At 56.0% G+C, this 17,372-nt stretch carries 15 protein-coding genes; 8 read left to right on the forward strand and 7 right to left on the reverse strand.

Annotated elements, in window-relative coordinates; genetic code table 11:
• Positions 1-5 precede the first annotated feature (5 nt).
• The 5 genes from KJS55_RS04545 to KJS55_RS04565 form a co-directional block, all read right to left on the reverse strand.
• The gene (locus KJS55_RS04545) at positions 6-1,175 is read right to left on the reverse strand and encodes a restriction endonuclease subunit S (RefSeq protein WP_213542789.1); all 1,170 of its coding nucleotides are present in this window, start codon (positions 1,173-1,175) and stop codon (positions 6-8) included.
• A complete protein-coding gene (locus KJS55_RS04550) occupies positions 1,175-2,707 on the reverse strand; it encodes a type I restriction-modification system subunit M (RefSeq protein ID WP_213542790.1) in 1,533 nt (510 codons plus the stop codon). Before KJS55_RS04550 ends, KJS55_RS04545 begins: the two co-directional genes overlap by 1 nt.
• A complete protein-coding gene (locus KJS55_RS04555) occupies positions 2,704-2,931 on the reverse strand; it encodes a helix-turn-helix domain-containing protein (protein ID WP_087151991.1) in 228 nt (75 codons plus the stop codon). Before KJS55_RS04555 ends, KJS55_RS04550 begins: the two co-directional genes overlap by 4 nt.
• 133 nt (positions 2,932-3,064) lie before the next feature.
• Complete coding sequence (gene rlmD, locus KJS55_RS04560; protein WP_213542791.1) at positions 3,065-4,687, reverse strand: 23S rRNA (uracil(1939)-C(5))-methyltransferase RlmD; 1,623 nt, start codon at positions 4,685-4,687, stop codon at positions 3,065-3,067.
• Between the two features lie 616 nt (positions 4,688-5,303).
• Entirely contained in the window at positions 5,304-5,513 is a 210-nt protein-coding gene (locus KJS55_RS04565) for a helix-turn-helix domain-containing protein (protein WP_187028184.1), read from the reverse strand.
• 155 nt (positions 5,514-5,668) lie between these two features.
• Here KJS55_RS04565 and KJS55_RS04570 point away from each other — a divergent pair, with 155 nt between their 5' ends.
• Complete coding sequence (locus tag KJS55_RS04570) at positions 5,669-5,833, forward strand: hypothetical protein (protein WP_213542792.1); 165 nt, start codon at positions 5,669-5,671, stop codon at positions 5,831-5,833.
• On the opposite strand, the gene KJS55_RS04575 is transcribed toward KJS55_RS04570, so the two are convergent.
• The gene (locus tag KJS55_RS04575) at positions 5,830-7,428 is read right to left on the reverse strand and encodes an MBL fold metallo-hydrolase RNA specificity domain-containing protein (RefSeq protein ID WP_187028182.1); all 1,599 of its coding nucleotides are present in this window, start codon (positions 7,426-7,428) and stop codon (positions 5,830-5,832) included. The two genes, KJS55_RS04570 and KJS55_RS04575, sit on opposite strands and share 4 nt — an antisense overlap.
• A gap of 225 nt (positions 7,429-7,653) precedes the next feature.
• Here KJS55_RS04575 and KJS55_RS04580 point away from each other — a divergent pair, with 225 nt between their 5' ends.
• The 6 genes from KJS55_RS04580 (at position 7,654) to KJS55_RS04605 (ending at position 15,968) form a co-directional block, all read left to right on the forward strand.
• Positions 7,654-8,844 (forward strand): hypothetical protein, encoded by a 1,191-nt coding sequence (locus tag KJS55_RS04580; RefSeq protein ID WP_213542793.1) that lies wholly within the window; start codon positions 7,654-7,656, stop codon positions 8,842-8,844.
• Entirely contained in the window at positions 8,841-9,998 is a 1,158-nt protein-coding gene (locus tag KJS55_RS04585) for a 2-hydroxyacyl-CoA dehydratase (RefSeq protein WP_213542794.1), read from the forward strand. Before KJS55_RS04580 ends, KJS55_RS04585 begins: the two co-directional genes overlap by 4 nt.
• Positions 9,999-10,225: 227 nt before the next feature.
• Entirely contained in the window at positions 10,226-12,976 is a 2,751-nt protein-coding gene (gene secA, locus KJS55_RS04590; protein ID WP_187028179.1) for a preprotein translocase subunit SecA, read from the forward strand.
• 388 nt (positions 12,977-13,364) lie between these two features.
• Entirely contained in the window at positions 13,365-13,604 is a 240-nt protein-coding gene (locus KJS55_RS04595) for a hypothetical protein (RefSeq protein ID WP_213542795.1), read from the forward strand.
• A 40-nt stretch (positions 13,605-13,644) separates the two neighbouring features.
• Positions 13,645-14,460: a peptidoglycan editing factor PgeF gene (pgeF, locus tag KJS55_RS04600; RefSeq protein ID WP_213542796.1), complete on the forward strand. Its 816-nt coding sequence runs from the start codon at positions 13,645-13,647 to the stop codon at positions 14,458-14,460.
• On the forward strand, positions 14,457-15,968 hold the full coding sequence (locus KJS55_RS04605; protein ID WP_187028176.1) for an ABC transporter substrate-binding protein: 1,512 nt from the start codon (positions 14,457-14,459) through the stop codon (positions 15,966-15,968). Before pgeF ends, KJS55_RS04605 begins: the two co-directional genes overlap by 4 nt.
• A 231-nt stretch (positions 15,969-16,199) precedes the next feature.
• On the opposite strand, the gene KJS55_RS04610 is transcribed toward KJS55_RS04605, so the two are convergent.
• Positions 16,200-16,523 (reverse strand): GIY-YIG nuclease family protein, encoded by a 324-nt coding sequence (locus KJS55_RS04610; RefSeq protein ID WP_213542797.1) that lies wholly within the window; start codon positions 16,521-16,523, stop codon positions 16,200-16,202.
• A gap of 164 nt (positions 16,524-16,687) precedes the next feature.
• On the opposite strand from KJS55_RS04610, the gene sigK reads away from it, so the two are divergent.
• Complete coding sequence (gene sigK / locus KJS55_RS04615; protein WP_213542798.1) at positions 16,688-17,332, forward strand: RNA polymerase sporulation sigma factor SigK; 645 nt, start codon at positions 16,688-16,690, stop codon at positions 17,330-17,332.
• The last annotated feature ends 40 nt before the right edge of the window (positions 17,333-17,372 follow it).

The raw sequence follows: 17,372 nt of genomic DNA on the forward strand, positions 1-17,372 counted from the left end.
CTCCTTTACCCAAAATATTTCTGCATCAGTGCTTTTTTTAGTATTTCCAGCTTTTCAAGGCTCTTCTGGATCGCCAATTTTGATTTGTCGGTCTGGGCGACGAAGGCGGAGAATTGTTTCTGTAGTGCCAGCGGCGGAAGTAGGACCGGTAATGCTTTTAATTGCCTCATGTTAATGCTTGCAATTCCAGTAGTCTGTTTTGCACACCCAATAAAATAACGCTTAGATTTTTGATGCTTTAAGTACTCTGCAAAGAACCCCGGCAAAATCACTGATTCATTCAAACGAACACGGAATATATGATTTTGATGAATACAATTTTCTAAAAGTTCTTTGATAATGGCCCCTCTACCAAGTTTATCAGGATCGCCACCTTCTGTCATCAACACGTCATCTGGCAATAACCTATACTGTTCAATTTCCTGTTCAGTTGCTTCAATAGTTTTAACGGTAGTCCAATCAATATAGCCATCTTTTACATTTGATACAGCCATGTATGGGACTTTTATCATACTTTGTCCTTTAATTTTACGTCCTTTCGTAATGCCCGATACAATATCCGCCATTGATTCCAGGGGTTTTTCATTCCACCTCTTTGTATTTAAAAGCATATCCCCAAACATCTCGATAAATCGGGATTTTACCAATTCATCCAGCTTGTTCAGTTGCTGCCTGCGCTTGGCAATCAGGTCGCTGACCTTGTCCAGTACAGCGGCAATTTCGCGCTGTTCATCAAGAGGCGGAAGAGGAATTTTATAATCTTTAAGCCACTCGGTACTCAGATTTTTTTGAGCAACACCTTTTGAAGATAGGATACATTTCTGCTCGAAGGAATCACTATTCAACAAATCAAAGAGAAATGATTTATCAAGAGCCGTATTATCTTTTATTCTAATGCAAGCAACACGCTGATTTAAGGCAGCGGGTAAAAATTTTTTATCTAAACGTCCAACTCTCCCGACATTTCCTGTTAATGAGAGTAGCAAGTCACCCTCAAAAAGTTCATATTTTGCTACATTTATATCATCAAAAGGGTAAAAAGCTGGTGTATTATCTTCAATATATCCTTTTTGGACATTAGAAATCCGAATGATTCTAACACCTTTATCAGTATAATTCGCACTTTTGAAGGCATATCCATTAAGAATCTCGCAAACATCCCCCAATCTTGCCATCACAGCATCTCCTCCAACTCCGCCAGCCCTGCGGTGATCTCCATTTCCAATTCATGCAGGTCAGCCATAATTTGTGCTGTAGACGGATACTCCACTGGCACATACTCCACTTTTTTGTACTTATTGATGGAAAGGTCATAGTCGTTATCCGCAATTTCCTGTTTCGGCACAAAAAAGCTCTGATCAGTGCGCTGACGGCTGGCTTCCTTATCAAGATTATGAAATCGCTCAATGATGTCGGGAATGTCATTCTCTGAAATCTCACTGCGCTTGTCATCTAGCGAAAAGCCATCTGCCTTCATATCGTAAAACCACACATTTTCCGTACCACCCGCGCCAGTCTTGGTGAACACCAGTACCGCCGTGGACACCCCGGCATAAGGCTTGAATACACCGGAAGGCATGGAAATCACTGCCCGCAGCTGATGATTCTCCACCAGCTCTTTGCGGATGGATTTGTGCGCTTTGGAGGAACCGAACAGCACGCCGTCCGGCACGATACAGGCGCATTGACCACCCTTTTTCAGCATCCGCAGGAATAGCGCCAAGAACAGCAACTCGGTCTTTTTCGTGTTGGTAACAGCTTTCAAATCATCATTGATGCTCTCGGCGTCAATGGTGCCCTTAAAGGGAGGATTCGCCAAACAAATGGTGTATTTGTCCCGGATTTGGTTCTGCTTAGAAACGCTGTCCTGATAATCAATCTCTGGGTGCGTAATCGAATGGAGCATCAGGTTCATGGCCGAAAGCCGTAGCATAGTACGGTCTGTGTCAAAACCGGTAAACATCGGGCCGGAGAAATGTTCCCATTGTTCATTTGTCATGGTATCTTCACAGTGGTTACGGATGTACTCTGCTGAAGCCACCAGAAAGCCTGCCGTTCCGCAGGCCGGATCACAGATGGTATCCTCCGGGGTAGGCTGCAAAAGTTCTACCATCATTTTGATGATATGCCGGGGAGTGCGGAACTGACCGTTTTGACCGGCAGTGGACAGTTTTCCCAGCATATACTCGTACAGATCGCCCTGCATATCCAAATCGGAAATGTCGTGCTCATACAGGTCGTCCAAGCCTGTAATGAGTTTTTGCAACACCTGGGGTGTGGGAATCAGAAACATGGCGTCACTCATGTACCGGGCGAAAGCAGTATCTTTTTCCGCATCATTCTCGGTGTTATCTACGATTTCGATCATCTCGCCCTGCTCCGTGAAATCAGGCAAATGGCCATGCTTCATATTTTTAATAGCAGGGAACACCCGCTGGGAAATAACATCATAAATGTCACGCGGATCGTCATTCTTGAACTTGCTCCAGCGCATAGACTGTCCGATAGGGGACTGGGGGAAGATTTTATCCATCTTCTCGCCGCTCATGTTCTCAAATTCTTCTGTCTCCAGTTCTTTTTCATCAAGAGAACGAATGAACATCAGGTAGGTCAGCTGCTCAATTACTGTCAAAGGATTGGTAATGCCGCCAGCCCAGATGTCCGTCCAGATTTTATCTACTTTATTTTTGATTGCGCCTGTAGTCATGCGTCTTTTCCTCCGTTTTCATTATCAGGAACAAATTCCATAACATCGCCAATATTGCAGTTTAATACTTTGCAGATTTTTTCCATGCTTTCCATTGAAACAGGCGCACCCTTCCCCAGACGTGCCAGAACATTGGTGCTGATGTTTGCACGGTGCATCATATCGGTTTTACTCAAATCGTGATCGATCAATCGTTTCCAGAGACGATTATAGCTAATTGCCATCCTGCACCTCCTGATATTTTTCATTTCTAGTATACTTGATTTCACACTAAAGGGCAAATTAAATTCACGAAATGGTGAGCCATAAGACTGCGAAAAGGACCTGGGATAAACTACCCAGGCCCTTGCGTAATAATCATATCATCCGAAAATACTTCAGCGCCTCCATAATCGCCGCTTCCTTTTCCGGCGGACACTGCGGCACTTTTGCATCGTCCTTCTTTGACAGATTATAGTTCTGCCCAACCTCCAGCCCGCATTTCCGCTTGACTTGGGAAATATACAGGCTGGATACCTTCAAACCATACTTCTCCAGCACATATGCCTTAAGCTCGTCATAGGTGGCCTTGCTCTCCGCCGATGTCAAATCCAGCTCGTCCAGATTCAGTTCCACCTCGATATGCTGTTTGGTGTTTAGTTTGGACAAAAGACATACCGTCTCCACGTGGCGGGTTGCCGGGAACATGTCCACGGCACAGGCCCGCACAGCCTGATAGCCAAAGCCAGAGAAGATCTTTACATCCCTTCCCAGGGTGGCAGGGTCGCAGGAGACATAGACTACCCGCTCCGGCGCCATCCCTGCGATGGAGGCAATCACCGCCGGACTGAGTCCCTTTCGCGGCGGGTCTATAGTGACAACGTCAGGCCGGAGTCCCTCTCCTTCCAGCTTGACCGCCACCTCCGCTGCATCGCCGCAGAAAAACTCTGCATTTTTAATATGGTTGCGCGCCGCGTTTTCCCGGGCGTCTGCGATGGCGGGGGGTACAATCTCTGCGCCAATAACCCGTTTTGACCGCTGCGCCATGCACAATGTAATAGTGCCAGTACCACAATAGAGGTCCAGCACCGTCTCCCCTCCGGTCAAGGCGGCAAATTCCAGGGCCTTTCCGTAGAGAGCCTCCGCCTGCTCCCGATTCACCTGGTAAAAGGAGGGGACAGAGAGTTTAAATTCCAGTCCGCAGAGGGTATCCATCAAAAAATCCTGCCCCCAGAGGGTGCGGTAGCGCTCCCCCAGGATCACGTTTCCACGGCTGGTGTTAGTATTCAGCACCACACCCACCGTCTTGGGCGCGGCGGCACGGACCAGGGCCGCCAGCTCCGGTTCCCGAGGCACTTGTCTGCCGTTTGCCACCAAACAGCAGAGGCTCTCCCCCTTCCGGTTCACCCGGACGTAAACATGGCGCACCAGCCCCTTGCCAGTGTTCTCGTCATAGGCGGAAACATGATACCGCTTCATCCAAGCTCTCACAGCCCCGGCAATCCGGTCGGAGACCTCCGACTGAATCAAGCAGGAGCGAATGGGCACCACCCGGTGGCTCCGAGCCTGATAGAAGCCAATAGAGCCATCCGCACCCACTGGGTACTGGCTCTTGTTTCGGTAGTGAGTGGGGTCCTTCGCGCCGATGATCTCCTCCACCTGCAAATCGGCGCCGCCCAAGCGAGTCAAGGCGTCCTGGACCCGCCGGCGCTTGGCCCACAGCTCCTCTGCATAGCTGAGGTGCTGGAAATCACAGCCGCCGCAGGTGCCAAAGTGAGGACACTCCGGCTTCGCCCGCTCCGGGGAGGGGGAATGAATCCTGACAATCTCCCCCGCCGCAGCGGTTTTCATAACCTTGGTAATCCGCAGGTCCACGGTCTCACCCCGAACAGCGCCGGGGAGGAATACGACGGCTCCATCCAAGCGGACAATGCCAAGGCCCTCGCTGGAATAGGACTCTACGACGCCGGTGTAGATTTGATTTTTACGAAGCGGTTCCATAGGGGGTGCCTCCAGGGGCCGTCCCGATGGGACGGAAGATGGTGCCATGATGATGGCGGGGCAATCCACCCCCCATTTTCTTTTCGGCAAGACGAAAAGAAAATGGGCTGTGGACGGTCCAAAAGAAAAGGCGTTGGGCGCAAACTTGCACGTGCGTACAAGTTTGCTTAAGGACGGGGGCTTCCAAATATATGCCGACTAAAATCGGGGATCTGCTGCTGGCTCGCGCCGGGGGATGGCAGTTGAACCAGACTTCCCCGCGAGTCTGGTGCGGTGGAAGATTGGTTGGTGCTTGTCGAATCGACTTTTTTCTCTTTTCGCTATCGCTGCCCCGGCGGTGGATGAGAGCCGTTCTAAAGTGCCAGCGGAAAGAGGACGATAGAGCATCCGGAACCTCCAACGAGGTCTCCGCCAGACCGAACACGCGGGAGTCAGACGATTGCGAGGGAGCCGTCCGGTGCGAGCCGGCATTTTTTCTTTTGACCGCGCATTGCGCAGCCGTTGGCTGCTGTGCCGCTTACGGATGCGGCCCGTTTTCTTTTTGATGCCTTAAAAAGAAAACGGGGGTGCGTTGCCAAACCATCAACATGGTCCCTGCTCTCGTCCCATTGGACGGCTACCGCTCCTCTGAGCGCCCCAGCAAATAATCCGTAGAAACGCCAAAGTAGTCCGCCAGGGCTACCAGCTTCTCATAATCTGGGCGACGGTCATCGCCCTCATAAGATTGATAGGAACGCAGCTGTATTTGCAGAAACTCCGCCATCTCCCTTTGAGTCATATGGCGTTCCCTTCGCAATTCCTGCAATCTCTCAGCAAATTTTATCATAAATGGCCTCCGCCCTCTGTTTCGCTCGTATATTATAGTTATGTGCAAATTGAGCGTAAATAGGCAGCTTTTAAATGACAGAACTCATGCAAATCCTCTATGATTACACCGTGGAAACCAGCTTCCCCGCCAATCTCCATACCTCCCGCTACTAGGTGCAGAAGTTCAACGCCAATCAGCTGGACCGCCAGCTCCGCCAAGCCCTGCCGGAAGACCTCCAGCCCATGCTGAACAGCTACCAGGACGTGCTTTATGCCCAGCAGGAGTCGGAGCTGGAGGCCATGTTTCTCTCTGCCCTGGCTCTGGCAAAGAGCCTTTAGCTCTCCCACTTCTCCAGAAGCTGGCGAAGCTGGTCGGCAAACCGGGCCAGGGACTTGTTGTCCCGCCCTTTGGAGCGCTTGATGCTCTCCATAAGCAGATTCCCAACCGCTACCAGCCGCTCGTAAGCGGAGCTGGTCTTACCGGCCGCAGTTCTGGCCTTGCGCTCCGGGAGATAGCCTACCTCCAGGACCTTGTCCGCGATCAGATCGTACGCCTCTGTGTACTGGGGCGCATGGGTCTGGAACCCCAGGGCCGCGACGCTCTGGGCGAAATAGGGCGCCACCTCCCGGTCCCCGTGAACCACGAAAACATGCTGGGGCTTGGGAGCCTGGAAGCCCTTGATCCAGGCGAGCAGGTGGTCCCGGTCGGCGTGGGAGCTAAGGCCCTGGAAGTTGACGATCTTGGCATGGACGGCGATCTCCTCACCAAAGAGTTTTACGCTCTCCGTCCCCTCCAGCAGCGAGCGGCCCAAGGTCCCCTCCCCCTGGTAGCCCACGAACACCACGGTGCATTCCGGCCGCCAGAGGTTGTGCTTGAGATGATGGCGAATCCGGCCGGCGTCGCACATGCCAGAGGCGGAGATAATCACCTTGGGCGTGGGGTCCATGTTCAGCGCCTTGGACTCCTCACTGGTCTCCGTCATCCGGAGGTTGGTAAAGTTAAACATGTGGGTGCCGTCCTTCACCAGCTCCAGGGCATCCTCATCCAGATAGCCGTGAAGGTTTCCGGTGAAGATGGTGGTAGCCCGTTTGGCCAGGGGCGAGTCAATGTACACGGGGAAATCTGGATTGGATTTTACGAGCTTCGCGTCCTTGATCTCCCGGATGAAATACAACAGCTCCTGGGTGCGGCCCACGGCGAAGGAGGGAATCACTACGTTGCCGCCCCGGGCGATGGTCTCGTCAATAATCTTCGCCAGATCGTCCGTGTAGCTCCACACCTCGGTGTGATTTCGGTCTCCATAGGTGGACTCCATTACCACATAGTCCGCGCCCTCGATGGGGGTTGGGTCCCGGATGATGGGCTGGTTGATGTTGCCCAGATCGCCGGAGAACACCAGCCGCTTCGCCGTGCCGTTCTCCACGGCGTCCACGATGATGCTGGCACTGCCCAACAGGTGTCCGGCGTCCACAAAGCAGGCCGTCACGCCCTCGCATAGGGGAACGGTCTCATTATATTCGCAGGTGTCCACGAACTCCCGGACCCGTGCGGCATCCTCAATGGTATAAAGCGGCTCCACCCGCGGCGCGCCGGAACGCTCCGCCTTGCGGTTTTTCCACTCCGCGTCAGACTCCTGAATGTGGGCGGAGTCCAACAGCATAATGTCTAGCAGCTCCGCCGTCAGACGGGTGGTGACAATGCGGCCCTGGAACCCCTGCTTGATCAGCATGGGAATCCGGCCGGAGTGATCGATATGGGCATGCGTCACCAGCACCACATCAATCTCGCCTGCCGCAAAGGGAAACTCTCCGTTGGAGATCTCGTCTCTCCCCTGCTGCAGTCCGCAGTCTACCAGGATGCGCTTGCCGTTTACCTCCAGGCAGTGGCAGCTGCCGGTGACGCACTGATCGGCGCCGTAAAAACAGAGCTTCATGCTGTTGCCTCCCTTTTGTTCGATCGATACCTGCCATCGATGAAATCATTCGTTGTACGATGCGGGGCGGCGGGTACCCATGTCCGCCAGAGCGTGACTTTTTATTATTGTACCACGGCCTGTCCAAAAGCACAATGCGTGTTTTTGAAACTCCTCTCCCATTGATTGGGTGTCGGGTTTATGATACGATAGAACCAAGGAATTTTCAAAAGGGAGGCTCTGCTCATGGCGCCGCGAACACTGCTGATTCCGTCCCTGCTGGATGATTGGTTTCCTCTGCTGCGCCACGCTTTCGCCTCGGACCGCTGGGACCCTGTGCTGTTGACGGAGGCCAATCCCCAGCTGGCGGAACTGGGGCTGCGGTATTTCCACAACGAGTTGTGCTACCCTGTATTTTTGATAGCGGGACAGGTGCTCTCAGCTCTTGGTTCCGGACGGTACGACCCACGCCGCTGCGGCGTGCTGCTGGGGCAGGCAGGTGACGAGTGCCGGGGGTCCTGCGGCATCCGCCTGCTGCGGCAGGTGCTGGATCGGGCCGGGTATCCGGAGGTGGCTCTTCTAAGCTTGAATGTGCGGGATATTGACCGGGACACGGGACTACCCATCACTGTCCAGATGATCCGGCGGGCACTGGCCGCCGCTGTGTGGGGCGATACCCTGTCGATTCTGCGCAACCAAGTCCAGCCTCTTGAAGCTGTTCCCGGGTCCGCCCAAGCCCTCTGGTCAAAGTGGATGGAGATACTAGGGGAGGACCTCCGGCACGGCCGGCTTTCCCGCTGGGAGCTGATGGGACGGTGCCGGGAGATTGTCGCCGCCTTCCGAGCCCTGGCGACCGTGGACCGGCCAGTGCAGCGGGTGGCGGTGGTGGGGGAAATTTATACGAAGTACTGCCGCCTGGGCAACTGGGACCTGATGTCGTTTCTGGCATCGGAGTCCTGTGAGGTCGGCGTGGGCGGCGTTACCTGGTACGCCCTCTACTACATGGACTCTCACAGTCTGAAGGGCTCTGTTGTCTCCCGGCGGCTCTACCGGCTGCTGGCAGGATACCTTGCCGGCGTGCAGCGGGAGATGCTGGCGATTTTGCGCGAAGCAGGCTTCCGCACTCTGCCGCCCCTGGCGGAGTGTAAGCGGCAGGCTGTCGGGTATGCCCCCCTGGACCTGCGCGTGGCGGACGGCTGGCTGATTGCCGCTGAGGCCGTGGCCTGGGCCTCCCTGGGATACCGGAAGATTCTCTGCGTCCAGCCCTTCGCCTGCCTGCCGGGGCACGTGCTGGGCAAGGGGCAGTATGCCGCGCTGCAGCGCAAGCTTCCCGGCGTCCGCCTGGTCAGCGTGGACTATGACGCCTCCACTGGCGAGGGCACGGTCCAAAGCCGGATTCGGATGCTGTTGGATGAATCCATGGAGGAGACGCCATGAGAAGGACGCTGCTGATTCCCGCCCTGTTAGACCACCACTGGCCCTTGCTGCGGTGGGCCTTTATGTCTGATCAATGGGACCCGGTGGTGCTGGACACGGAAGCTGAAGAGCTGGGCCTTCGATACCTGCACAACGACCTGTGCTATCCATTCTTTCTGATCGCGGGCCAAGTGCTCTCGGCATTGCAATCTGGACGCTATGACCCAGAGCGGACCGGCATACTGATCTCCCAGCCCGGGGATGGGTGCCGGGGCTCCTGCCTTATCCGACTGCTGCGGCCAGCACTGAACCGAGCGGGCTTCGATCAGGTGTCTCTGGTAAGCCTAAACGTGCGGGAGTTGGAGCGGGGGTCAGCGCTGCCGCTGTCCCTCTCCGCAGTCCGGCGGGCGCTGGCTGCGGCGTTCTGGGGAGATGCGATGCTGCTGGCATCCCACCAGACACGCCCCTACGAGGCCCATCCTGGCGACACGGACCATCTGGTACGGGCTTGGACGGGGACGCTCTCTCAGGACCTTGCCCAAAATCGGAACCTCTCCTCCTCTGGTATCTTGAACCGCTGCCGGGAAATGGCAGCGGATTTTCAGGCGGTGGAGCGGGCGCCGCGCCGCTGTAAGCGCGTGGCGGTAGTGGGAGACCTCTATACGAAATACTGCAGTTTGGGAAACTGGGACTTGGAACGCTATCTGGAGCATCATGGCTGCGAGGTGGCCGTCAATGGACTGACCTGGCACGCTTTATACTATTGGGACACCCATCTGACCGGGGTGCGGCGCCATGGGACAGCGCCGCTGCTCCGTTGGGCCTGCCGGCTCCAAGGGCAACTGTGCCGTATTTTGACGCAGTCGGACTTTGCCTCGCTACCGCCGTATCCAGAGCTGAAAGCCCTGGGTGCGCCCTTCTCCCGCTGCGCTGTGGGCGCAGGGTGGCTGTTGGCGGCAGAGACTGCCGCCTGGGTCCAGGCGGGGTACCCCAGAGTTCTTGCCACCCTCCCCTTCGCCTGCCTGCCGGGGCACATCTATGGCCGGGGCCAATATGCCGCGCTGCAGCGCCGGCTCCCTGGGAGTCTGATCGTAGGTGTAGACTTTGACGCTTCGCTGCGGGAGGGCACGGTGCAAAGCCGCATTCAGATGCTGCTGGACTCCGCTCTATCATAAGCGGTTCTCTGCAATCCGCCGCTCTGGAGCGCGCCCAAATAGCCAATTTCCGCCTATTGCACGAATCCGCCAAAGGGGATGGTCTCCCGCTATCGCTTCCTGCCGCAATGCCGGGCGATTTTGTGAACTTTTTTTGCATTTTTCCATTTTTCTTTGCATTCGATGGGTATTTGTGGTATGCTAATTCCGCTTGTTAATTACTCCTGATCGGAAAGGATGTTCAAGATATGAGTCTTCTGAAAAGTATCTTTGGAGATGCCAGCTCCCGGGAGCTGAAATCCATTTACCCCATTGTGGACAAGGTGGAGGCCCTGGCCGACGAGTACAAAGCCATGACCGACGCCCAGCTCCAGGCCAAGACGCCGGAGTTCAGGGAACGCCTGCAGCATGGTGAAACCTTAGACGACATCCTGCCAGAAGCCTTTGCCGCTGTACGGGAAGCCGCCGACCGGGTGCTGGGCATGCGCCCTTACCGGGTCCAGCTGGTGGGCGGCGTGGTATTGCACCAAGGCCGGATTGCCGAGATGAAAACCGGCGAGGGCAAAACCCTGGTGGCCACCCTTCCCGCCTATCTGAACGCTCTGGCAGGCCGGGGTGTGCATATCGTCACTGTCAACGACTACCTGGCTAAGCGTGACAGTGAGTGGATGGGCAAGGTGCACCGCTTTTTGGGGCTGAAGGTGGGTCTCATTATTCACGGCCTCAGCTCCAAGGAGCGCCAAGAAGCCTACGCCGCCGACATCACCTACGGCACCAACAACGAGATGGGATTCGACTACCTCCGGGACAACATGTGCATTTATGCAAGCGAGCTGGTGCAGCGGGGCCACGCCTTTGCCATCGTGGACGAGGTGGACTCCATTCTGATCGACGAGGCCCGTACGCCTCTGATTATTTCCGGCCAAGGAGAAAAGTCCACCCAGCTCTACGACATGGCGGAGATGTTCGTCTCCCGCCTGAAAAAACAGGTGGTGGTCCAGGTGGACAACAAGGAGGAAGAGGACGCCGACATCGACGCGGACTATATTGTGGATGAAAAGGCAAAAACCGCTACGCTCACCGCCCGGGGCATCACCAAGGCGGAGGAGTTCTTCCATGTGGAAAACCTGTCTGATCCCAGTAACTCCACCCTCAGCCACCATATCAACCAGGCCCTGAAGGCCCACGGCACCATGAAGCGGGACATCGACTACGTGGTGAAGGACGGCGAGGTTATCATCGTGGACGAGTTCACCGGTCGTCTCATGTTCGGCCGGCGCTACTCCAACGGCCTCCATCAGGCCATCGAGGCCAAGGAACACGTAGGCGTCAAAAGTGAGAACAAGACCCTCGCCACCATCACCTTCCAGAACTACTTCCGGCTCTATGACAAGCTCTCCGGCATGACCGGCACCGCCATGACCGAGCAGGAGGAGTTCGGTACCATCTACAATCTCGATATCGTGGAGATCCCCACCAACCGCCCCAACCAGCGCCATGACCACCACGACGTGGTCTACAAGACCGAGGCAGGCAAATACCGGGCCGTGATCCAGCAGGTCAAGGAGTGCCACGAAAAGGGTCAGCCCGTGCTGGTAGGCACCGTCTCCATTGAGAAGAACGAGCTGCTCAGCAAGCTCCTCAGTAAGGAGGGGATTCCACACAACCTCCTCAACGCCAAAAACCATGAGAAGGAAGCGGAGATCGTGGCCCAGGCGGGCAAGCTGGGCGCCGTCACCGTAGCCACCAATATGGCCGGCCGCGGAACTGATATCATGCTGGGAGGCAACGCCGAGTACCTGGCCCGGGCCGATCTGTTGAAGGCCGGTTACTCCGAGGAGGTCATTGTGGACGCCACCGGCTATGCCGAGACGGGCAACGAGGAAATTCTCTCCGCCCGGAAACTGTTTTCTGAGAAGATGGCCCAGCACAAGGCCGAAATTGCCGACGAGGCGGAGAGGGTCCGGGAGGCCGGCGGCCTCTTCATTATCGGTACGGAGCGCCATGAGTCCCGCCGAATTGACAATCAGCTGCGCGGACGTGCCGGCCGGCAGGGAGACCCGGGTGAAACCCGCTTCTATATCTCCCTGGAAGATGACCTGATGCGTCTTTTTGGCGGCGACCGCATCACCAACATGATGGAGCGGTTTGATCTGGACGAGGACACTCCCATTGAGAATAAGATGCTCTCCAAGGCCATTGAAAACGCCCAGACCACTGTGGAGTCCCGGAACTTCCAGTCCCGGAAATCCGTACTGGAATACGATGACGTCATGAACAAGCAGCGGGAGATCATCTACGCCCAGCGCCGTCAGGTGCTGGACGGCCTGGACATCAAGGCAACGGTCTTGAACATGATGCGCACCTCCATTGCAAACCACGTCTCCTTGGCCTTTGGCGGCAGCGCCCATCTGGACGCTGCCGGCTACCGGGAGATGCTGCGGGGCCTCACGGGGACCTTCTTCGCACCCGGCGCCGTGGAGCTTTCAGAGGCAGAGATCTCCAGCAAAACCCAGGAGGAGCTAACAGACCTCTTTGCAGAGGCCGCGGAAAAGACCTATGAGGTGAAGGAGCAAGAGATCACACCGCCCATCATGCGAGAACTGGAGCGGGTCATCATGCTGCGGGTGGTGGACGAGTACTGGATGGACCATATCGACGCCATGGACGACCTCAAACAGGGCATTCGCTTACAGTCTTACGGCAACAACAACCCGGTGGACGTCTATAAGCGGGAGTCCCTGGAGATGTTCGAAGAGATGATCTCCGCCATTCAGGATGAGACCGTCCGCCGCCTCTACTCCGTCCGCTTGAAGAAGGATGAAGAGGTCAAGCGGGAGCGGGTGGCCAAGGGCATGGTGGAAAATGTGGGCGGCGACGGCACGAAGCCCAAGAAGCAGCCGGTCAAGGTCAATAAAATCGGCCGCAATGATCCCTGCCCTTGCGGAAGCGGCCTCAAATGGAAAAAGTGTACCTGTAAAGAATACCATGACCAATAAGGGTAGGGCTGCGGACCATGCGAGCAGGCCGCGTCAATGGCGCAGTTATGCGGCAGTGCATTATAACCTTGCTACCGGGGCTATGTGATCATAAAGCTCGGCATACTCCTGTCCCTGTCAAAGCAGCTTTCCAGGGAAAAATGCACCCGCAAGGAGTACCACGAGTGATCTTGAGGTCCCCCCTTCCTTTCCGCCAGTGGCGTCGTCGGTCACTGCGCCGCCCCGGCGGATTGAGGCAGAGCGTCACCTAATATGGTGAATATCACGCAACGTCCCTGATTTTCCAGGGCAAATCAACGGGGAGACACGTATGGTTTTCCCCCTTCTCTCCCCCTGTTCTCTCCTGCCGGAGGGCAGGGGGATGTTTTTGTGAAAGGAGCGGCTGAATATGGAACATCCAGATGAGATCGTCCGGCTGCTGCGCTGCATCCGCAATCTGCTCTTCGGAGTAGGGCTTATGCTGTTCGCCCTGGGCATCCTGGCTTTTGGATTGATGTTCACCCAAGGCACTCCCATCTTCGGAGTGATCTTTTATGGGAGTGCCCTTTTGTTTTTATTGGGTGCTATCTGGTGGTTCTGCTCCCACCGTCTCTCTGACCCGGTGGACGATCCCCCGGAACCTCTTTGAACCTTCTCTATCTCTCCACACTCAGTCAAAGGAGGTCTTCATGTCTTTCACCACACATGTGCAAAACGATTTGGTCTGGCTCACTTCTTCCCTGTTGGGCGGGAGCCCCCATGGCTTTTCCACCCGGAAAGGCGGCGTCAGCCCCGCCCCTTGGGACTCCCTGAACCTGCGCAGCGGCTGCGGCGACAGGCAGGATCATGTGTTGGAAAACTTTCACCGCCTCTGCTGGGCGGTGGGCATCACTGCGGACCGGCTGGTGCTCTCCAAGCAGGTCCACGAGACCACTGTCCGTCCTTGCACCTTCTCCGATGCCGGAAAGGGCCTCTGGCTAAAACAGGACTATACCGCTGACGCTCTGATCACCAATGAGCCAGGGCTGCCGCTCACGGTCTTCTCTGCTGACTGCGGCGTGATTTTGCTTCATGACCCCATTCAGGGTGCCGTGGGCGCCGTCCACGCGGGCTGGCGCGGCTGTGCTGGCGGGATTCTGGAAAAAACTGTGGAGGAACTGCACCGGCTTTATGGCAGTCACCCATCGCATCTCCGGGCCGCCCTCGGCCCCTGCATCGGCCAGTGCTGTTTTGAGACTGATGATGATGTGCCGGAGGCCATGCTCGCCTCTCTGGGCCAGGACGCTGCGGCCTGCCTGAAACGGCAGGGTCCAAAGTGGCATGTGGACTTGGCGGGGCTGAACCGCCAGTGGCTGCTGCGTGCCGGGCTGCAGCCGGAACACATTGACGTTTCAGGTCTTTGCACCGCCTGCCACCCGGATCTCTTCTGGTCCCACCGAAAAATGAGGGAGAAGCGGGGCGTGCAGGCCGCCATCATCTCTCTGCCAACAAGAGGTGCCACATGAGACATCGCCTTTTGCGAGCCATCTGCATCGCGCTTTTGCCGCTTCTTCTTTCTGCTTGCTGGCAGGACGCGCCGCCGGTGGAGAGCTCACTCCTCCCTCAGGAGGAGGAACCCTCTGATACCGGAAGTCTTTCTCTTCCTGAGCAGTTCTCCCTGGCCTATGCGCCGGGAGAAAGCCTGGACCCGATCACCTGCGCGGACGGAATGCAGCAGGTCGTTGCTTCGCTGCTGTGCGAGGGTCTGTTTCGCCTGGGACCGGATTTTGAGCCGGAACCCTGGCTCTGCAAGAGCTATACCTATGATCCCGTCTCGTATACCTATGTCTTCACTCTCTATCACGGTATCACGTTTTCTGACGGCTCTTTCCTTACCTCCGCAGACGTCAAAGCAACCTTGGACCGTGCGCGCAGCTCAGAGCGATATGGGGCAAGGCTCTCTGACGTCACAGGGATCACTGCTGGCAGCGAGACTGTCACCGTCACACTCGCCGGTCCCAATACAGGGTTTCCTGCTCTTTTGGATATCCCCATTGTCAAAGACGGTACCTGGGAGCGTCCCGTTGGTACTGGCCCATATCTCTTTTCTGCTGAGGATTCCGGCGACTGGCTCATTGCCAATCAGTCCTGGTGGCGTGGAGCGAAGCAGCCTCTGGACCGTATCGCTTTGGTAGAGGCCAGCGATCAAGACACTCTGCTCTACCGCTTCAGCTCCCACGACGTGCAGCTGATGACCGCCGATCTGACCGGCACCACTCCTATCAGCGCGACCGATAATGTCACCTATTTGGACGCGGGCACCACGGTTTTACAGTATCTTGGCTGCAATACCACTCGGGCGCCGTTGGACGATCCAGCGCTGCGTCGCTGCCTATGGTCCGGGATCGACCGCTCCGAATTGGTCAGTGCCTTTTTCTCCGGCCATGGCATAGCCAGCCAGTTTCCACTCTCGCCCGCTTCTCCGCTGTATCCTCAGGAGTTGGAGGAGCGGTATTCCGCTGCCTCGCTCTCCTCAGCCTTGTCAGATATATCTGGCCGGCGCCCTCTCACACTACTGGTCAATGAGGAAAACCGCTTCAAGGTTTCTGCCGCACAGCAAATTGCCAAGGAATTTACAGCCGCAGGCATTTCGGTTTCTGTCAACGCCCTGCCTTGGGCGGAGTATACTGCCGCCTTGGCCGCCGGAAAGTTTGATCTCTATTATGGTGAGGTGAAACTCACCGCAGACTGGGACCTCACTGCCCTTTTGGGAACCGGCGGTCCCCTCAACTACGGCGGCTGGGCCGACCCTCAGACTGACCAGCTGCTGTCTGCCCTTTCCTCCGCCACAGACCGAATCGGCGCCATGGAGCGGCTATGCTCCTACCTCAAGACACAGGCTCCCATCCTGCCGGTGTGCTTCAAATCTACCTCCGTGCTAGTGCAGGCCAATGTGGTGGATGGCCTGAAACCCACCATGGCAGAGCCCTTCTACAACTTCTCGGACTGCATTGTGCATCTTCGGAAGACGTAAAGACATTCTTCTATCTATAGAGTCTCTTACCGGTGTTGGATTTCTCCCGCCCACAGGTTGGAGGCGCATATCAATGAGGCCGTGGTCATTCTAAAGAATGACCACGGCTTTTCTCTGCAAGACTTGACTCCTCCAATACATCCTCTGTATAAAACTGAAACAGCCAACCGCACATAGGCCAGCAGCTATCGTAGGGAGCACTCCCTTCGTCAAAAACATCTCTTTGCTTTTTTATGTCCCCGCTCTATGCGTTGTTTCTGGTTCTAGTTCGCTTATAGATATCTTTTGTTCCGTCAGCAGCCGCAGCTTTTGCTCCCGCGTCAAGCGCTTGATGACGCTTTCCCGTCGCAGCGCCTCTGATCTGCCGGCCACCTCCTCCCGATAGACTAAGCACACCGGCAGCCGGCTCCGGGTGTACTTGGCGCCTTTTCCACTCTGGTGGACCGCCAGCCGATGCGCAATGTCGTTGGTACATCCCGTGTACAAGGAACCGTCCCGGCAGCGCAAGATATAGACACACCACGCCACCGCAACTCCCCCTTCCCTGTACGTCATGATACCACAGCTCACGCAGAAGTGCAAAGCATATGGACTTCCCTGCCCCGCATAGGTAACACTTGGGGATATCATCTCTGCCGCCCGCCGGAAGACCAGCTTTGGTCCCCCGCATGATGGGGAAGTCATTTTGAACGTGCCCACAGGCACATGGAGGTTTTTTTATGCTCTCTGCCGCACTGCTGCTGTTTGCAAATACTCTGTTGTTTTCCCTGCGACTCTCTGGGGGCGGCTCCTTTCCAAAACCGCTGTCCGCTGCCGAGGAGCGGGAGTGGCTGGACCGCTATGCTCAGGGAGACCCGGAGGCCCGGAATGTGCTGATTGAGCGCAACCTGCGTTTGGTGGCTCATATTATTAAAAAGTATTATACTCAAAGTGCCGATCAGGAAGACCTGATTTCAATCGGCACAATTGGTCTGATCAAGGGAATCTCAAGCTTTGATCCCACAAAGGGTGCTCGTTTAGCCACCTACGCCGCTCGCTGTATTGAAAACGAAATCCTGATGTACTTCCGTGGCCAAAAAAAACTGCAGGGGGAGGTCTCCCTGTCAGACTCCATTGATACTGATAAGGAGGGCAACGCCCTGCAGCTCATGGATGTGGTCGGTGTAGACGACACCATGCTGGAGGACCTTCATGATCGTGACAACGCTCTGCGGCTGCGTGGATTGGTGCAAAAGTGCCTGACTCCCCGCGAGGCCGAAATTATCCGCCTGCGGTATGGTCTGGGCGGTACCGTACCCTTGACCCAGCGGGAAGTGGCATCATCCTTTGGCATCTCCCGGAGTTATGTATCGCAGCGGCGCTAATGTAAACGATTTTGCCTTCAAAGAAATGCGCCGCTGACGG

This window comes from Pusillibacter faecalis (assembly GCF_018408705.1).
Lineage (GTDB): Bacteria > Bacillota > Clostridia > Oscillospirales > Oscillospiraceae > Oscillibacter > Oscillibacter faecalis.

Excerpts from the sequence above, each read along its gene's own strand:
- KJS55_RS04545 (WP_213542789.1), bottom strand. The coding sequence starts at position 1,175 with ATGGCAAGATTGGGGGATGTTTGCGAGATTCTTAATGGATATGCCTTC.
- KJS55_RS04550 (WP_213542790.1), bottom strand. The coding sequence starts at position 2,707 with ATGACTACAGGCGCAATCAAAAATAAAGTAGATAAAATCTGGACGGAC.
- KJS55_RS04555 (WP_087151991.1), bottom strand. The coding sequence starts at position 2,931 with ATGGCAATTAGCTATAATCGTCTCTGGAAACGATTGATCGATCACGAT.
- rlmD (WP_213542791.1), bottom strand. The coding sequence starts at position 4,687 with ATGGAACCGCTTCGTAAAAATCAAATCTACACCGGCGTCGTAGAGTCC.
- KJS55_RS04565 (WP_187028184.1), bottom strand. The coding sequence starts at position 5,513 with ATGATAAAATTTGCTGAGAGATTGCAGGAATTGCGAAGGGAACGCCAT.
- KJS55_RS04575 (WP_187028182.1), bottom strand. The coding sequence starts at position 7,428 with ATGAAGCTCTGTTTTTACGGCGCCGATCAGTGCGTCACCGGCAGCTGC.
- KJS55_RS04580 (WP_213542793.1), top strand. The coding sequence starts at position 7,654 with ATGGCGCCGCGAACACTGCTGATTCCGTCCCTGCTGGATGATTGGTTT.
- KJS55_RS04585 (WP_213542794.1), top strand. The coding sequence starts at position 8,841 with ATGAGAAGGACGCTGCTGATTCCCGCCCTGTTAGACCACCACTGGCCC.
- secA (WP_187028179.1), top strand. The coding sequence starts at position 10,226 with ATGAGTCTTCTGAAAAGTATCTTTGGAGATGCCAGCTCCCGGGAGCTG.
- KJS55_RS04595 (WP_213542795.1), top strand. The coding sequence starts at position 13,365 with ATGGAACATCCAGATGAGATCGTCCGGCTGCTGCGCTGCATCCGCAAT.
- pgeF (WP_213542796.1), top strand. The coding sequence starts at position 13,645 with ATGTCTTTCACCACACATGTGCAAAACGATTTGGTCTGGCTCACTTCT.
- KJS55_RS04605 (WP_187028176.1), top strand. The coding sequence starts at position 14,457 with ATGAGACATCGCCTTTTGCGAGCCATCTGCATCGCGCTTTTGCCGCTT.
- KJS55_RS04610 (WP_213542797.1), bottom strand. The coding sequence starts at position 16,523 with ATGACGTACAGGGAAGGGGGAGTTGCGGTGGCGTGGTGTGTCTATATC.
- sigK (WP_213542798.1), top strand. The coding sequence starts at position 16,688 with ATGCTCTCTGCCGCACTGCTGCTGTTTGCAAATACTCTGTTGTTTTCC.